The sequence below is a fragment of the Kitasatospora sp. NPDC004799 genome, from assembly GCF_040609095.1.
Classification (GTDB): Bacteria; Actinomycetota; Actinomycetes; order Streptomycetales; family Streptomycetaceae; genus Kitasatospora.
Genome location: NZ_JBEXJK010000057.1, coordinates 1 through 15,558, shown reverse-complemented (window position 1 = coordinate 15,558; position 15,558 = coordinate 1). Strand labels below are relative to the sequence as shown.

The 15,558-nt window shown below is 72.8% G+C and carries 16 protein-coding genes; 15 read left to right on the top strand and 1 reads right to left on the bottom strand.

Annotated elements, in window-relative coordinates:
• Positions 1-29: 29 nt before the first annotated feature.
• The 11 genes from lepB (ABZW03_RS10680) (at position 30) to ABZW03_RS10630 (ending at position 10,487) form a co-directional block, all read left to right on the top strand.
• Positions 30-677 (top strand): signal peptidase I, encoded by a 648-nt coding sequence (gene lepB, locus ABZW03_RS10680; protein ID WP_355254754.1) that lies wholly within the window; start codon positions 30-32, stop codon positions 675-677.
• On the top strand, positions 661-1,638 hold the full coding sequence (gene lepB / locus ABZW03_RS10675; protein ID WP_355254752.1) for a signal peptidase I: 978 nt from the start codon (positions 661-663) through the stop codon (positions 1,636-1,638). Before lepB (ABZW03_RS10680) ends, lepB (ABZW03_RS10675) begins: the two co-directional genes overlap by 17 nt.
• A 242-nt stretch (positions 1,639-1,880) precedes the next feature.
• Positions 1,881-2,888 carry a signal peptidase I gene (gene lepB / locus ABZW03_RS10670; protein WP_355254750.1) on the top strand — a complete coding sequence of 336 codons (1,008 nt, stop codon included), beginning with the start codon at positions 1,881-1,883 and terminating at the stop codon, positions 2,886-2,888.
• A 160-nt stretch (positions 2,889-3,048) separates the two neighbouring features.
• Positions 3,049-3,801, top strand: a complete 753-nt coding sequence (gene lepB, locus ABZW03_RS10665; protein WP_355254748.1) for a signal peptidase I — start codon at positions 3,049-3,051, stop codon at positions 3,799-3,801.
• 112 nt (positions 3,802-3,913) lie between these two features.
• Complete coding sequence (locus ABZW03_RS10660; protein WP_355254746.1) at positions 3,914-4,387, top strand: NUDIX domain-containing protein; 474 nt, start codon at positions 3,914-3,916, stop codon at positions 4,385-4,387.
• A 55-nt stretch (positions 4,388-4,442) separates the two neighbouring features.
• Positions 4,443-4,769 carry a DUF2469 domain-containing protein gene (locus ABZW03_RS10655; protein WP_188301739.1) on the top strand — a complete coding sequence of 109 codons (327 nt, stop codon included), beginning with the start codon at positions 4,443-4,445 and terminating at the stop codon, positions 4,767-4,769.
• Positions 4,770-4,937: 168 nt separating this feature from the next.
• Complete coding sequence (locus tag ABZW03_RS10650; protein WP_355254743.1) at positions 4,938-5,441, top strand: YraN family protein; 504 nt, start codon at positions 4,938-4,940, stop codon at positions 5,439-5,441.
• Between the two features lies 1 nt (position 5,442).
• A complete protein-coding gene (locus ABZW03_RS10645) occupies positions 5,443-7,158 on the top strand; it encodes a YifB family Mg chelatase-like AAA ATPase (protein ID WP_355254741.1) in 1,716 nt (571 codons plus the stop codon).
• Positions 7,155-8,360 (top strand): DNA-processing protein DprA, encoded by a 1,206-nt coding sequence (gene dprA, locus ABZW03_RS10640; protein ID WP_355254739.1) that lies wholly within the window; start codon positions 7,155-7,157, stop codon positions 8,358-8,360. Before ABZW03_RS10645 ends, dprA begins: the two co-directional genes overlap by 4 nt.
• A 555-nt stretch (positions 8,361-8,915) precedes the next feature.
• Complete coding sequence (gene whiG, locus ABZW03_RS10635; protein WP_355254737.1) at positions 8,916-9,749, top strand: RNA polymerase sigma factor WhiG; 834 nt, start codon at positions 8,916-8,918, stop codon at positions 9,747-9,749.
• Positions 9,750-9,902: 153 nt separating this feature from the next.
• Positions 9,903-10,487 carry a TetR/AcrR family transcriptional regulator gene (locus tag ABZW03_RS10630; protein ID WP_355254768.1) on the top strand — a complete coding sequence of 195 codons (585 nt, stop codon included), beginning with the start codon at positions 9,903-9,905 and terminating at the stop codon, positions 10,485-10,487.
• A gap of 117 nt (positions 10,488-10,604) precedes the next feature.
• Here ABZW03_RS10630 and ABZW03_RS10625 read toward each other — a convergent pair whose 3' ends face one another.
• Entirely contained in the window at positions 10,605-11,165 is a 561-nt protein-coding gene (locus ABZW03_RS10625; protein WP_355254735.1) for a M23 family metallopeptidase, read from the bottom strand.
• A gap of 700 nt (positions 11,166-11,865) precedes the next feature.
• Here ABZW03_RS10625 and rpsB point away from each other — a divergent pair.
• The 4 genes from rpsB (at position 11,866) to frr (ending at position 15,374) form a co-directional block, all read left to right on the top strand.
• Positions 11,866-12,723: a 30S ribosomal protein S2 gene (rpsB, locus tag ABZW03_RS10620; protein WP_355254733.1), complete on the top strand. Its 858-nt coding sequence runs from the start codon at positions 11,866-11,868 to the stop codon at positions 12,721-12,723.
• A 129-nt stretch (positions 12,724-12,852) separates the two neighbouring features.
• Positions 12,853-13,692, top strand: a complete 840-nt coding sequence (tsf, locus tag ABZW03_RS10615; protein ID WP_355254731.1) for a translation elongation factor Ts — start codon at positions 12,853-12,855, stop codon at positions 13,690-13,692.
• A gap of 261 nt (positions 13,693-13,953) precedes the next feature.
• Entirely contained in the window at positions 13,954-14,718 is a 765-nt protein-coding gene (pyrH, locus tag ABZW03_RS10610) for a UMP kinase (RefSeq protein WP_030056790.1), read from the top strand.
• Positions 14,719-14,816: 98 nt separating this feature from the next.
• Positions 14,817-15,374, top strand: a complete 558-nt coding sequence (frr, locus tag ABZW03_RS10605; protein ID WP_355254729.1) for a ribosome recycling factor — start codon at positions 14,817-14,819, stop codon at positions 15,372-15,374.
• Positions 15,375-15,558: the final 184 nt, after the last annotated feature.

Here is a 15,558-nt window from a genome sequence, read left to right as displayed (position 1 = left end):
GGCGCTCGCGGTCGCGGGACCTGCTGCTGTTGGTCGGGATCTGCCTGACGGCCCTGCTGCTGGTGAACGCCTTCGTCGCGCGACCGTTCGCGGTGCCCTCCGGGTCGATGGAGGAGACCCTTCGACCGGGCGACCGGCTGGTCGCGAACCAGCTCGCCTACGCCTTCGGCGGCCACCCCCAGCGGGGGGACGTCGTGGTCTTCGACGGGACGGGCTCCTTCCTGCGCGAGTCGGCGAAGCCGGAGGGCTTCCGGGACGGCCTGCGCTCGTTCGCCCAGGACCTCGGCCTGGCCCCGGCCGGGGACACCGTCTACGTCAAGCGGGTGATCGGTGTCGGCGGGGACCGGGTGACCAGTACCGGCCCGGGCGCGCCGATCACCGTCAACGGCGTGCCGGTCGACGAGACCTCCTATCTGTCCCCGGGCGACGACCCGTCCGCCGTTGCCTTCGACGTGGTCGTGCCGGCCGGCAAGCTGTGGGTGATGGGTGACCACCGCAGCGCCTCCCGGGACTCCCGCGACCACCTCGGCGAGCCCGGTGGCGGCTTCGTGCCCGAGAAGAAGGTGATCGGGCGGGCGGACTGGGTGGTCTACCCGTTCTCGCGCTGGACCAGCCTGGACCGGCCCGCGGCCTTCGCCGCGACTGCGGGAACAGGTGGTCATGGGGACCAGGGGTAGGGGGCGGCTCGCCGACCGTCCGGCCGCCGACCGCGCTGCCGTCAGGCGCTCCGGTGCCAGGCGTTCTGCCGGCGACGGCTCGACCGCCGACCGTTCGGCCGCCGGGGCCCCGCCGGCCCGCGGCCGGGCCGAGCGCCGGCGCAGCGCCCGCAGGGCGGCCCGTCGGCGCAAGCGTTCGCTGGTGCGCGAGGTGCCGCTGATCATCCTGGTGGCGCTGCTGGTGGCGCTGGTGCTGAAGACCTTCCTGGTCCAGGTGTTCGTGATCCCCTCTGGCTCGATGGAGCAGACCATCCTGATCGGGGACCGGGTACTGGTGGACAAGCTGACCCCCTGGTTCGGCAGTGAGCCGCAGCGCGGCGACATCGTGGTGTTCAAGGACCCGGGTGGCTGGCTGGAGCACGACCACAAGCCGTCCGAGGACGGCCCGGTACTGGGCGGAGCCAAGCAGGTGCTGACCTTCGTCGGACTGCTGCCCTCCGACAACGAGCAGGACCTGATCAAGCGGGTGATCGGCGTCGGCGGGGACACCGTCGAGTGCTGCGACGCGCAGGGGCGCCTCAGCGTCAACGGCCGTCCGGTGGAGGAGCCCTACCTCGCGCCGGGCAACCCGCCGTCCCGGCAGACCTTCAAGGTCCAGGTGCCGCGGGGACGGCTGTGGGTCATGGGCGACCACCGGGACGTCTCCGCCGACTCCCGTTTCCACATGGGCAATCCGGGACAGGGGACGATCCCGCTGAGCGACGTGGTCGGTCGCGCGTTCGTGATCGCCTGGCCGCTGGACCGCTTCCATCAACTCGATGCGCCAGGTTCACTCTCCTCTCTCGCCCGGTTGCCGCAGGCCGTCGGAACTGCCGAGGAACCGGTGGGCGTTGGGCCGGTTCCTGTGGAACCTCCGCTCGTTATGGGTGTGTTGGGCATCCTTCCGCTCGTCGTTCGCCGCTCCGGGCGGCCTCCGGAGTGAGCCGTGCCGGCTGCTGACCGGACGGGCCTCGCGTGTGGGACCGCGAGCCGGATGCCCTGGAGTGATAGAGAAGTGCAGGTGCGGCCGGGAGTGGTCCCGGTCGCGGGCCGAGGCCGTGCTGGTGTCAGGGGAGTCCGTGGTGGGCAGCCCTGATGCGTTCATGGTCGTGGTGAGCGTGGTGCCCGCTGTGCGGCACTCCGAGCGCGGGCGCGCGGGCGTCCGCACAGCAGGGAGGAGACGTTGTGGGGGATTTGGTGATCGGCGCCCGATCAGGCGCCGGAGAGCCCGAGGGCCCAGGCCGTCGGGCGGACCGGTCCGCCGAGTCCGCGTCCTCCTCGGCCTCGGTCGAGGACGCGGCGGCACAGACCGCCGACGGGCCGGGCGGCACCGGTTCGGAGGGCTCCCCGGACTCCCCGCACACGGGGACCGAGCCCGCGGACGGATCGGAGTCGGAGGCTCCGTCCAAGCCGCGCAAGCCGCGCTCGTTCTGGAAGGAACTGCCGATCCTGGTCGGCATCGCGCTGATCCTGGCGCTGGTGATCAAGACCTTCTTCGTCCAGGCGTTCTCCATTCCGTCGGAGTCGATGCAGAACACGCTGCAGGTCGGCGACCGCGTCCTGGTGGACAAGCTGACCCCCTGGTTCGGGGCCGAGCCCGAGCGCGGTGAGGTCGTGGTGTTCCACGACCCGGGCGGCTGGCTGAACGACGAGCCCGCCCCGCAGAGCAGCAACTCCTTCCTCCGTGGCGTGCAGGACGTGCTGAGCTTCGTCGGCCTGATGCCCTCCGCCAACGAGAAGGACCTGATCAAGCGGGTCATCGCGGTCGGCGGGGACACCGTCGAGTGCGAGGGCGAGGGCCCGGTCAAGGTCAACGGCGTCGCGCTCAACGAGCCGTACGTCTACCAGGGCAACACCCCCTGCGGGGACCACCCCTTCGGCCCGGTCAAGGTGCCCAAGGACCGGATCTGGGTGATGGGCGACCACCGCGCCAACTCGCTGGACTCCCGCTTCCACATGGACCAGCCGGGCGGCGGCACCGTTCCGGTGGACAACGTGATCGGACGCGCCTTCGTGGTGGCCTGGCCGGTCGGCCACTGGTCGACGCTGCCGGTGCCGGACACCTTCGACCAGAAGGGCCTGGCGGCGGCCGCGCCGGTGGCGCCCCCCGTGGCCGGTGCGGTGGGGGCCGTCGCCCTGCTTCCGGTGGTGCGTCGGGTGCGGGGCCGTGCGGAGCGCCGCAAGGAGTCCTGAACTCCACCGGATCCTGTTCCACCGGGTTGGCTCCGGCTCTTGCGCGGGCCGTGGTACCGACGAGTAATCTGCTCGGACGTGCCACGGCCCGCCGGCTTTTCCGCCCGTGCCTCCGGCGTGCCAGTGGTGTTCTCCGGTCGGCCAGAGGTGGACGGTTCTGATGAGCGGTGTCGTGGAGCAGACGGTGGACCACCCGACCGCGCCCGCCCGTGCCGGCCGCCGACCGGCCGCGGTGCTGCAGGGCGTCGCGCTGGCGCTCGGGCTGGTGCTGATGGTCGGCGGCTTCGCCCTGATCGCGATCGACTACCGGCCGTACAAGATCCCCACCGCCTCGATGCACCCGACGCTGCGTGTCGGGGACACCGTGCTCGCCCGCAAGGCCGGCGGCGGTGACATCGGGCGGGGCGACGTCGTGGTCTTCCGGGACCAGGCCTGGGGCAACGAGCTCATGGTCAAGCGGGTGGTCGCGGTCGGCGGGGACACCGTCGCCACCACCGGGGCCGAGCAACGGCTGACGGTCAACGGGCAGCCGGTGGACGAGCCCTACCTCGCGACGCAGGGCCGCCAGGGCGATTCGTTCAGCGTGACGGTGCCGCAGGGCCGGCTGTTCCTGCTCGGCGACAACCGGGTGGGCTCGCTGGACTCCCGCACCCACCTGGAGGTCGACGGCGGGACCGTCCCGGCCGACGCCGTCGAGGCCAGGGTCGAGGCCACCGTGCTGCCCTTCGACCGGACGGGCCTGCTCGACCGGGTCACGGACTTCGACGGCTTCGCAGGCCCGAAGGCCTCGCAGCCGGGGCCGCTGGGGCCGCTCGCCTACGCCTCCGTCGCTGGCGCGGCGCTGATCCTCGTGACCTCGGCGGTGGGCGGGGTGGCGGGCCTGGCCCGCCGGCTGCGGGGGCGCAGCTCCTGAGCGGGGCCGTCGCCCGGCGGGCCGCTCTGCCCAACATCGCCCCGGACGGCCGCGCCGGGTGGCAGGATCGGTAGCGCCACCGATGCGAACGGAAGGAGCGTGGAGCGCTGCCATGACAGCACGGCGTCGCAGGGCGGCGCGGATCCTGCTGCTGGACGGGCTGGACCGCATCCTCCTCTTCCTGGGAACCGACCCGGCCACCCCGGGGGAGACGTGGTGGTTCACGCCCGGGGGCGGCTTGGAGCCGGGGGAGGACGTGCGCGAGGCCGCCGAGCGGGAGCTCGCCGAGGAGACCGGCCTGCGGGATGTGGACCTGGGGCCCTTGGTGGCGTACGGCACGGTGTCGTTCTCCTTTCGGGGACAGCGTTACGAGCAGGAGCAGTGGTTCCACCTGGCCCGGACCACGGAGACCGGGCTGGACCACTCGGGCATGGGCGCGGACGAGCACGCCCAGCTGCTCGCGGCGCGCTGGTGGACGGTCGAGGAACTGAGGGGGACCGCGGAGAGGGTCTATCCGGTCGGTCTGGTGGACTTCCTGGAGCGGCTGCTGGCCGAGGGCCCGCCGGTGGACCCGGTACGGCTCTGACCGTGGGTGCGGTGGTCCACAATGGGTGGACGTGACAAGTTGAGGGGACGCCTGGATGAGTGCCGAAGATCTCGAGAAGTACGAGACCGAGATGGAGCTCAAGCTCTACCGGGAGTACCGGGACGTCGTCGGCCTGTTCAAGTACGTGATCGAGACCGAGCGACGGTTCTACCTCACCAACGACTACGAGTTGCAGGTGCACTCGGTCCAGGGCGAGGTGTTCTTCGAGGTGTCGATGGCGGATGCGTGGGTCTGGGACATGTACCGGCCGGCCCGGTTCGTCCGCAAGGTCCGGGTGCTGACCTTCAAGGACGTGAACATCGAGGAACTCGCGAAGAGCGATCTGGAGCTGCCCTCGGACGAGTCCGGCTTCGGGAGCTGACGTTGGACGACTCCGGCCCGTGTTGTCCAGCCGAATTTCGCGGGAACGGGGCTTCTCACCCCTGCGGGTGACAAAAGTTGTCGACAAATCCGGGTTATCCACAGGGAACGGGAATTCCCGGGCGTCGTCGTGCGCGGTGGTGCAGCCTCCTCGGCGGAGGTGGTCACCATGCAGCACACCGTCGTGCAGGACCAGGCCGTACCGGACACGGCCGCAACCGGGAGCGCCCAGCGGGCGGTCCCGGACCGCAGCACCAAGAACGGGCTCGGCCGTTACGGGGAGCGGGTCGCCGCCCGCCGCCTCGCGGAGGCCGGGCTGCGCATCCTGGACCGCAACTGGCGCTGCGTCGAGGGCGAGCTGGACATCGTCGCCCTCGACGGCGACACCGTCGCGGTCTGCGAGGTGAAGACCCGCTCCGAGCGGGGCTTCCAGCAGCCCACCGAGGCCATCGACCGGACCAAGGCCGCCCGGCTGCAACGCCTGGCCGAGCGGTGGATGGCCGAGCGCTGGCCCGGTCACTTCGCCGAGCTGGCCGGCCCCGGCTACGACCCGGGGCCCACCGATCCGCAATGGCCGCCCGCCCCACCGGGCGGGGTGCGGATCGACCTGGTCGCGGTGGTCAACCGGGCGCGGGGTGCGGCCCTGGTCGACCACCTGCGGGGGGTGGTCTGAGATGGCCTTCGCCCGTACCTGTTCCGTCGCGCTGGTCGGCGTCGACGGAGTGATCGTCGAGGTCCAGGCCGATCTGGAGCCCGGGGTGGCCGCGTTCACCCTGGTCGGCCTGCCCGACAAGGCGCTCACCGAGGCCCGCGACCGGGTCCGCGCCGCGGTCGTGAACAGCGGCGAGGCCTGGCCGCAGCGCAAGCTGACGGTCGGCCTCAGCCCCGCCTCGGTGCCCAAGAGCGGCAGCGGCTTCGACCTCGCGGTGGCCTGCGCCGTGCTGGCCGCCGCCGAACGGCTCGACCCCTCCGCCATCGCCGACCTGCTGATCATCGGTGAGCTGGGGCTGGACGGCCGGGTGCGGCCGGTCAGAGGGGTGCTGCCGTCGGTGCTGGCCGCCGCCGACGCCGGGTACGAGCGGGTCGTGGTCGCCGAGCAGACCGCACCCGAGGCCTCGCTCGTCCCCGGGGTGACGGTGATCGGCGTCCGCAGCCTGCGCCAGCTGGTCGCCATCCTGACCGGCGCGGCGGAACCGGAGGAGCCGCCCGATCCGATCGGCGGTCGGCCGGATCCGCTGATGGCCGGGCTGATGCTGCCCAGCGCGGGCGTGCGGGGGCTGCCCGACGACAGGGCGGCCCGGCTCGACATGGCCGACGTGGCCGGCCAGTACGAGGCCCGGCGGGCCCTGGAGATCGCCGCCGCCGGCGGACACCACCTCTACCTGAAGGGCCCGCCGGGTGCGGGCAAGACGATGCTGGCGGAGCGGTTGCCCGCGCTGCTCCCGCCGCTGACCCAGAAGGAGGCGCTGGAGGTCACCGCCGTCCACTCGGTGGCGGGGCTGCTCCCGGCCGGGCGCCCGCTGATCGACACCGCGCCGTACTGCGCCCCGCACCACTCCACGACGATGCCGGCCATCGTCGGCGGCGGCAGCGGTCTGCCGAGACCGGGGGCGGTCTCGCTCGCCCACCGGGGAGTGCTCTTCCTGGACGAGGCGCCGGAGTTCCCGGTCCGGGTGCTCGACGCGCTGCGCCAGCCGCTGGAGTCGGGCGAGGTGGTGATCGCCCGCTCGGCCGGATCGCTGCGGCTCCCGGCCCGCTTCCTGCTCTGCCTGGCGGCCAACCCCTGTCCGTGCGGCCGGTACTCGCGGCGCGGCGAGGGCTGCGAGTGCACCCCGGCCATGGTCAGCCGCTACCAGGGCCGGCTCTCCGGGCCACTGCTGGACCGGGTCGACCTCCAGGTCCAGGTGGCCCCGGTGACGAGGGTCGAGCTCATGGAGCGGGACACCACGGCGGAGACCACCGAGACCGTCGCGGCCCGGGTGCTGGCCGCGCGGGAGCGGGCGGCGGCCCGGCTGGTGAACACCCCGTGGCGGACCAACGCCGAGGTGCCGGGCCACGAGCTGCGGACGCGCTGGCAGCTCGGGGCCGGTGCCCTCAACGATGCCGCGCGGCAGTTGGAGCGCGGACTGCTGACCGCCCGGGGGCTGGACCGGGTGCTCCGGGTCGCCTGGACGATCGCCGACCTCGCCGGACACGACCGGCCGGACCAGAAGGACGTGCGCACCGCCCTGGTCCTGCGCACCGGGGTGGAGCACGGACTGCCCCTGACCGAGCGGGTCTTCGGCCGGCTCGGCGGAATTCCGGCGCAGCGGGGCAGCCCGGAGGACGGCCGGCCCGGGAGGGCCGGGGCGCCCGACAAGAAGCCGCGGAACCAGGAGGGTGAGGCATGAACCAGGTGTTGAGGCAACCTCGAATTCCCGCAGTGGACGAGGCCGGGGCCGGTGCGTCGACCGACGCCGGACACACCGGGTTCGAACCCGAGCGCCTCGCCCGGGTGCTGCTCGGCCGGATCAGCGAGCCGGGGGACGCGGTGGTCGGGCGGTGGCTCGGCCAACTCCCCGCCGTCGACGTGGTCAAGGCGATCCGGGACGGGACGGTGCCCGACCACCCCGGGCTGGACGCCACCCGGCTGGCCGGGTACCAGGCGCGGCTCCCGGGGTTGGCGCCGCAGATGGACCTGAAACGGGTACGGGACGTCGGTGGACGGTTCATCATTCCGGGGGACACGGAGTGGCCCAGCCAACTCGACGACCTGGGTGACGGGCGCCCGATCGGGCTCTGGGTGGCGGGCACCGGCTCGCTGCGGCTGCTCGCGCTCCGCTCGGTCGCGATGGTGGGCTCCCGTGCCTGCACGGCCTACGGCGCCCATGTCGCGGGCGAGCTGGCGGCCCAACTGGCCGAGCGCGGCTGGGTGGTGGTCTCCGGCGCCGCCTACGGGATCGACGCCGCCGCACACCGTGGGGCGCTCGCGGTCGGCGGGATGACCGCCGCCGTGCTCGCCTGCGGCGTCGACGTGGCCTACCCCAAGGGCAACGCCGAACTGATCAGGCGGATCGGCGTCCAGGGCTTGCTGGTCAGCGAACTCCCGCCCGGGGAGCACCCGAACCGCTTCCGCTTCGTCCTGCGCAACCGGGTCATCGCGGCGCTCACCCGGGGAACGGTGGTGGTCGAGGCGGCGGTGCGCAGTGGCGCCCTGAGCACGGCCAGACGGGCGCGTGACCTCAACCGCCACACCATGGGCGTCGCGGGCCCGGTGACCTCGGAGCTCTCCGCCGGGGTGCACGCCCTGATCCGCAGCGGCGGGGCCACCCTGGTCACCGACGCGGCCGAGATCACCGAGCTGATCGGGGCGATCGGGGACGACCTGGCACCGCAGCGCAGCGGCCCGGTGCTGCCGCGCGACCTGCTGGAGCCGGCGGTGGCCCGGGTGCTGGAGGCCGTACCGGCGACGGCGGAGGGCTCACCGGTCGAGCGGCTGGCCCGGCAGTCCGGTCTCCCGCCGGACGAAGTCCTCCAACACCTCTACGAGTTGGGCTCGCTCGGCTACGTGGAGCGGCACGGCGCGCACTGGCGCCTGGTGCGGAGGAGGTGAGCGCCGGAACGGAGAACATGTTCACGCCGAGGGAACGCACGTCGGGCCCGCCCTGCTGACCTGCCGATCCGGGCTCCCGTTCGCCCCTGGATCCGGTGTGCGAACGCCACCGGATCGGGGGACGACCGAGTGGCGGTAGCGCTTCGCAGTGAGTCGGTCACGCTACGCTCCACATGCCTTCCCTATCAGCACATGACTCGGCAGAACGGCGCAGACCAACGCATGCCCACACACATTCCCGGACACAGAGTGACCGGTGGCGCTCGGTCCTCGGGAGGGCCGCGGACCGACCGGCGCACCGCGCCCGACTACCCGGCCAAGTCGGCGGGGGCGATGGGAGGCCTGTCACGCCAGGTCGGCCGGCCGACGGTGGCGCCCCAGCCCTCGGACGCGGACCGGAGCGACGAGCCGGCCCAGGGCGCTGACGCGGCCGGCTCCGCCGGTGCGGCTGCCGGGGTGCCCCCCGGCACACCCCCCGGCGCGGCCGTGGCCGACGCGCCCCGGCCACCGGGCAGCGCGCCGGCCCGGAGCGCCGCCTCCCCGTTCGCCTCGCCGGTGTCTCGGCCCCGCCGGGAGGGAGCGGCGGGTGGCGATCGGGGGCAGGACGCCAGGGAGGCCGCGGCCCAGGGGCGCACCGCGCTCGAAGGCCTCTGGCGCTCCTACAAGGAGACGGGGGACCAGCGCCTGCGGGAGCAGCTGATCCTGCACTACTCACCGCTCGTCAAATACGTGGCGGGGCGGGTCGGGGTCGGCCTGCCCTCCAACGTCGAACAGGCGGACTTCGTCTCCTCCGGGGTCTTCGGGCTGATCGACGCGATCGAGAAGTTCGACATCGACCGCGCCATCAAGTTCGAGACCTATGCGATCAGCCGTATCCGCGGCGCGATCATCGACGAGCTGCGCGCCCTGGACTGGATCCCGCGCTCGGTACGGCAGAAGGCGAAGGCGGTCGAGCGGACGTACGCGACGCTGGAGGCCCGGCTGCGCCGGACGCCGCACGACCCCGAGGTCGCGGCCGAGATGGGCATCGCGATCGAGGACCTGCACGCCATCTTCAGCCAGCTGTCGCTGGCCAACGTGGTGGCGCTGGACGAACTGCTCCACCCGGCGGGGGAGGGCGGCGACCGGCTCAGCCTGATGGACACCCTGGAGGACCACGGCGCGGACAACCCGGTCGAGGTGGCCGAGGACCGCGAGCTGCGCCGGCTGCTGGCCCAGGCGGTCAACACCCTCCCCGAGCGGGAGAAGACGGTGGTGACGCTCTACTACTACGAGGGCCTCACGCTCGCCGAGATCGGACAGGTGCTGGGGGTGACGGAGAGCCGGGTGAGTCAGATCCACACCAAGTCCGTCCTCCAGCTGCGCGCCAAGCTGTCGGACATCCGCTAGGACGCCGGCTGCCGGGCGTCGGCACCTGGCCGCCGGAAGCCGGTCGTCGGAGGCCGGTCGTCGGGCCCGTGCCGCCTTCCGATGCGCGGCGCCGTACCGGCCGGAGGTATGGCTCCGTACAGTGGGAGCGTGCCGAAGATCCGAGCGGCCACGGTGGCCGAGCATCGCCAGCTCCAGCGCGCAGCCCTCCTCGATGCTGCCCGCACCCTGCTCACCGAGGGCGGCATGGAGGCCCTGACCTTCCCCGCGCTCGCCGCGCGCACCGGGCTGGCGCGCTCCTCGGTCTACGAGTACTTCCGCTCCCGCGCCGCCGTGGTCGAGGCGCTCTGCGAGGTGGACCTCCCGCTCTGGGCGGCCGAGATCGAGGCCGGGATGGAGAGCTGCGACACCGCCGTCGAGCGGATCGAGGCCTACGTCCGGGGTCAGCTGGCGCTGGCCGCCGACCCCCGGCACCGTGCGGTGGTGGCCATCTCGGCGCTGGAGCTCGACGAGGCCGCGCGTGAGCGGATCAGGGCGGCGCACGGCAGGCTGGCCGGTCTGGTGGGCCGGACGCTGGAGGACCTCGGCCACGAGCAGCCCCGGCTGGCCGCGGCCCTGGTCCAGGGAATCGTGGAGGCGGCGACCCGCAGGGCCGAGCAGGCCGCGGCCGGCGGCCGCACCGGCTGCGCTACCGAGAGCCCCGAGGAGATCGCCGACGCCGCCGTCGCGCTGGTGCTGCACGGACTCGTCCGCGCCTGAGCCCATCGCCCCGCGCCTGGCCGCCCCTGGCCAGGCCCCGGCCGGGCCGGACCGCGGCCGCCCGGACCTTCGCCGACGCGCGGCCGACGAGGCGCCCCGGGCCGCCCCGCCCCCGCCCTACCCGTCCCCGCCCGCCAGCGGCAGCAGCCGAGCCGTGCCCGCGCCGAACAGGGCCAGCGGGTCCAGGTAGCGGCTTCCACGCAGAAGCCCCCAGTGCAGGCAGTCGCGTCCGGCGCAGTGCCGCCCGTGTGCGGCGAGCAGCCCGATCGCCTGCCCGGCGGTCACCGGGGTGCCGACCGGCACGGTGCCGGTGACGGGCAGGTAGGTGGTCCGCAGCGGGGGAGAGCCGGAGCCGGGGTGGGAGACGGACACCACCGGCCGTCCCGCGACCAGCCCGGAGAAGGTGACCACTCCGGGGGCCGCCGCCCGGACCTCGACCCCGGGGGCGGCGGCGAGGTCCACCCCCCGGTGCCCGGCGGCCCAGACCTTCGCCGGCGGCTCGAAGCGGCCCAGCACGCCACCCGGCCCGCCCACCGGCCAGGCCCGCGCACCACCCCACCCAGGCCCGCCACCCGCACCGGCACCGCCCGAGGCCCCCGGGGCACCCAGAGTCCCCGACAGCACCAGCACCGCAGCCACCACCACTGACACCCCGCCGAACCACCCGCGACCAGTCATGCCCGCAGGCTCGCCGCCCCGCCGCCCCCGCACCACCCGCATCCGGATTCCTGTGGACAAACCGCCCCCACACCCGAGCACCATCCCTCCGACGGGTGTACGGATGCCGCCATCCGGTGTAGAAGCGGCATACCCGTGACGCCCTCGGGCAGGCGGCCGACCAACCAGTCGCCCACCGCGCGCACCCACCCCGCACGCCCACCCCACACGCCCGCTCCGCGCCCGACCCGACCCGGCCGCCGCGCCCACCCGACCCCACGCCGGCTCCGCCACGACCCCACCCCGCAACCCCGCCGGAACCGGCCCGCCCCGGCCGTACCCCCGCCGTACCTCACCCCTTCCCCGCCCTCCTCCCCGGCCCTCGACCGGCCCCCAACCGGCCCCCAGCCACTCGTGGAGTCGCTCGCCCCTCGGCGCTTCCCGTACACTTCACACGCGACCCGGTCCGCCGGGTCGACTTCGCACGCCCCGCCACCGGCGGTCGGACGCGGTTCGTCCGCAGCCCCGCCAGGTGCGAGTGCCGCTCGGTCCGCCGAGCCCGACCGGCCCCCGGGCCGCGAGGGCGGAAGCGGCTCGGCACGTTCGGGGCGTCAGGCGTGGCTGTCACCTGGCCGCCACGGACAAACCGAGACTGACCCGGCTGTGGGCGATCGCTGCGAGGCAGTGCCGCCGCCGGGCCGCAACACCAAGGAGTACGGCAATGGCCGTCGTCACGATGCGGGAGCTGCTGGAGAGCGGCGTCCACTTCGGTCACCAGACCCGCCGCTGGAACCCGAAGATGAAGCGCTTCATCATCACCGAGCGCAACGGCATCTACATCATCGACCTCCTGCAGTCGCTGAACTACATCGACCGCGCCTTCGAGTTCATCAAGGAGACCGTTGCCCACGGCGGCAGCGTCCTCTTCGTCGGCACGAAGAAGCAGGCCCAGGAGGCCATCGCCGAGCAGGCCACCCGCGTGGGCATGCCCTACGTGAACCAGCGCTGGCTCGGCGGCATGCTGACCAACTTCTCGACCGTCTACAAGCGCCTCCAGCGCCTGAAGGAGCTCGGCGAGCTGGACTTCTCGGACGTGGCCGGCTCCGGCCTCACCAAGAAGGAGCTCCTGGTCCTCCAGCGCGAGCACGACAAGCTGGAGAAGACCCTCGGCGGTATCCGCGACATGCAGCGCGTCCCCAGCGCCGTCTGGATCGTGGACACCAAGAAGGAGCACATCGCGGTCGGCGAGGCCCGGAAGCTCAACATCCCGGTCGTCGCCATCCTCGACACCAACTGTGACCCGGACGAGGTCGACTACAAGATCCCGGGCAACGACGACGCGATCCGCTCCGTCACCCTGCTGACCCGCGTGATCGCCGACGCCGTGGCCGAGGGCCTGAAGTCCCGCGCCGGTGTCGCCAAGGGCGACGCCAAGGCCGAGCCGGGCGCCGACCAGCCGCTGGCCGCCTGGGAGAAGGACCTCCTCGAGGGCGAGAAGAAGGCCGAGGAGGCCCCCGCCGCCGCCGAGGCCCCCGCCGCCGAGGCCCCGGCCGCCGAGGCGCCGGCCGAGCAGGCCTGACGTACCAAGGGTGAGGGGCACCCGCCGGTACGACGCCGGCAGGTGCCCCTCTCTCCCGCGCCGGGACCGAACCACTGGTCCCGGCGCCACTCCACGCAGACACGCGAGACGCGAGAAGAGATTCACACCATGGCGAACTTCACCGCCGCGGACGTCAAGAAGCTCCGTGAGCTCACCGGCGCCGGCATGATGGACTGCAAGAAGGCCCTGGACGAGGCCGAGGGCAACGTCGAGAAGGCCGTCGAGCTCCTGCGCATCAAGGGCCAGAAGGGCGTTGCCAAGCGCGAGGGCCGTGACGCCTCCAACGGCGCCGTCGCCGCGCTGATCGCCGAGGACAAGAAGTCCGGCGTCCTGGTCGAGCTGAACTGCGAGACCGACTTCGTCGCCAAGGGTGACAACTTCGTCCAGGTCGCCGACGCGATCGCCGCCCACGTCGCCAAGACCGCCCCGGCCGACCTGGACGCCGCCCTGGCCTCCGAGATCGAGGCCGGCAAGACCGTCCAGCAGTTCGTGGACGAGGCCAACGCGACCCTGGGCGAGAAGATCGTCTTCCGTCGCTTCGCCCAGTTCGACGGTGACGGCTTCGTCGCGGTCTACCTGCACAAGACCAGCCCCGACCTGCCGCCGGCCGTCGGCGTCCTGGTCGAGCTGGACAAGGAGAACGCCGAGGTCGCCAAGGACGTCGCGCAGCACATCGCCGCCTTCGCCCCGAAGTACCTGTCCCGCGAGGAGATCCCGGCCGAGGAGCTCGAGAACGAGCGCCGCGTCGCCGAGGCCACCGCCCGCGAGGAGGGCAAGCCGGAGGCCGCCCTGCCGAAGATCGTCGAGGGCCGCGTCACCGGCTTCGTGAAGGAGAACTCCGTCCTGGAGCAGGCCTTCGCGAAGGACAACAAGAAGACCGTCGCCAAGGTCCTCGAGGAGAACGGCGTCGCCCTCAAGCGCTTCGCCCGCTTCCGCGTCGGCGCCTGAGCCACGTTCCACCTGGTCCCCGGCCCCTTTACGCTGGGAACCGCCCCCGCCCGCTGACCCGGGCGGGAGGAACGCCGAACGGGCTCACCCCGCGCCCACCGTCAACGGGCGGGCTCGCGTCGGCACCATGAACGACGAGGAGGCCATTGCCGTGCAGGACACCGAACCGGTTCCCGCGGCAGTGGCCTCCTCTCGTGTACGCGCAGGCGGGGCACCCGCACACCCGCGCCTGTGACCAGTAGGTGCAAAAAGGAGAAGTCCATGCAGGAGACGCAGGAGACCGCGCAGGACCCCAAGGCCGGCTCGCGCCGCCGGGTGCTGCTCAAGCTGTCCGGTGAAGCCTTCGCCGGTGGCGGCGGGCTCGGCGTCGACCCGGACGTCGTGCACGCGATCGCCCGGGAGATCGCCACCGTCGTCCGCGCCGGTACCGAGGTCGCGGTGGTCATCGGCGGCGGCAACTTCTTCCGGGGCGCCGAGCTCCAGGTCCGCGGCATGGACCGGGCCCGTTCCGACTACATGGGCATGCTCGGCACCGTCATGAACTGCCTGGCGCTGCAGGACTTCCTGGTCAAGGAGGGCATCGAGACCCGGGTCCAGACCGCCATCACCATGGGCCAGGTCGCGGAGCCGTACCTGCCGCTGCGCGCCGTCCGGCACCTGGAGAAGGGCCGCGTGGTGATCTTCGGTGCCGGTATGGGCATGCCGTACTTCTCCACCGACACCACGGCCGTCCAGCGCGCCCTGGAGATCCACGCCGACGTCCTGCTGATGGGCAAGAACGGCGTGGACGGCGTCTACGACTCCGACCCGCGGACCAACCCGGACGCGGTCAAGTTCGACGCGCTGGAGTACTCCGAGGTCATCGCGCGCGACCTCAAGGTGGCCGACCTCACCGCGATCACGCTGTGCAAGGACAACAACCTTCCGATGCTGGTCTTCGAACTGCTGGCGGAGGGCAATATCGCGCGCGCGGTGAAGAGTGAGAAGATCGGCACACTCATCAGCCAGGATTCCGTCCGGGCCTGAGCAGCAACCAGCCGTACGGGACGGCGCCCGCGCCGCGACCGGCCAGCGCGCCGACACCGGCCGGAACAACAGCAGATGAACCGGACAGGGAGACCACAGTGATCGAAGAGACCCTCCTCGAGGCCGAGGAGAAGATGGAGAAGGCCGTCAGCGTCGCCAAGGACGACCTCGCCGCCATCCGCACCGGCCGCGCGCACCCGGCGATGTTCGCCAAGATCGTCGCGGAGTACTACGGCGCCGTGACGCCGATCAACCAGCTGGCCTCGTTCTCGGTGCCGGAGCCGCGGATGGCGGTCGTCTCGCCGTTCGACAAGACCGCGCTGAAGGCCATCGAGCAGGCGATCCGCGACTCCGACCTGGGCGTCAACCCGTCCAACGACGGCTCGATCATCCGCGTGGTGCTGCCCGAGCTGACCGAGGAACGCCGCCGCGAGTTCATCAAGATCGCCCGGACCAAGGGCGAGGACGCCAAGGTCTCGATCCGTTCGGTGCGCCGCAAGGCCAAGGACGCCATCGACAAGCTGGTGAAGGACGGCGAGGTCGGCGAGGACGACGGCCGCCGCGCCGAGAAGGAGCTCGACGACACCACGGCCAAGTACGTGGCCCAGGTCGACGAGCTGCTGAAGCACAAGGAAGCCGAGCTGCTCGAGGTCTGATGAACGACGCCCCTGACGCCCCCGGCTACTGGGGCCCGTCCGACCAGCAGTTCCAGCCCTACCGCCCGGCGCCGCACCCGCAGGCAGCCCGTACCCGGCCACCCACGGCTCCCAGGGGCGCAGGTGGTCCAGCGACTCCTCGATCAGCGTGCGGGCCGCCGCGAAGTCCCGCTGCCCCCGCCAG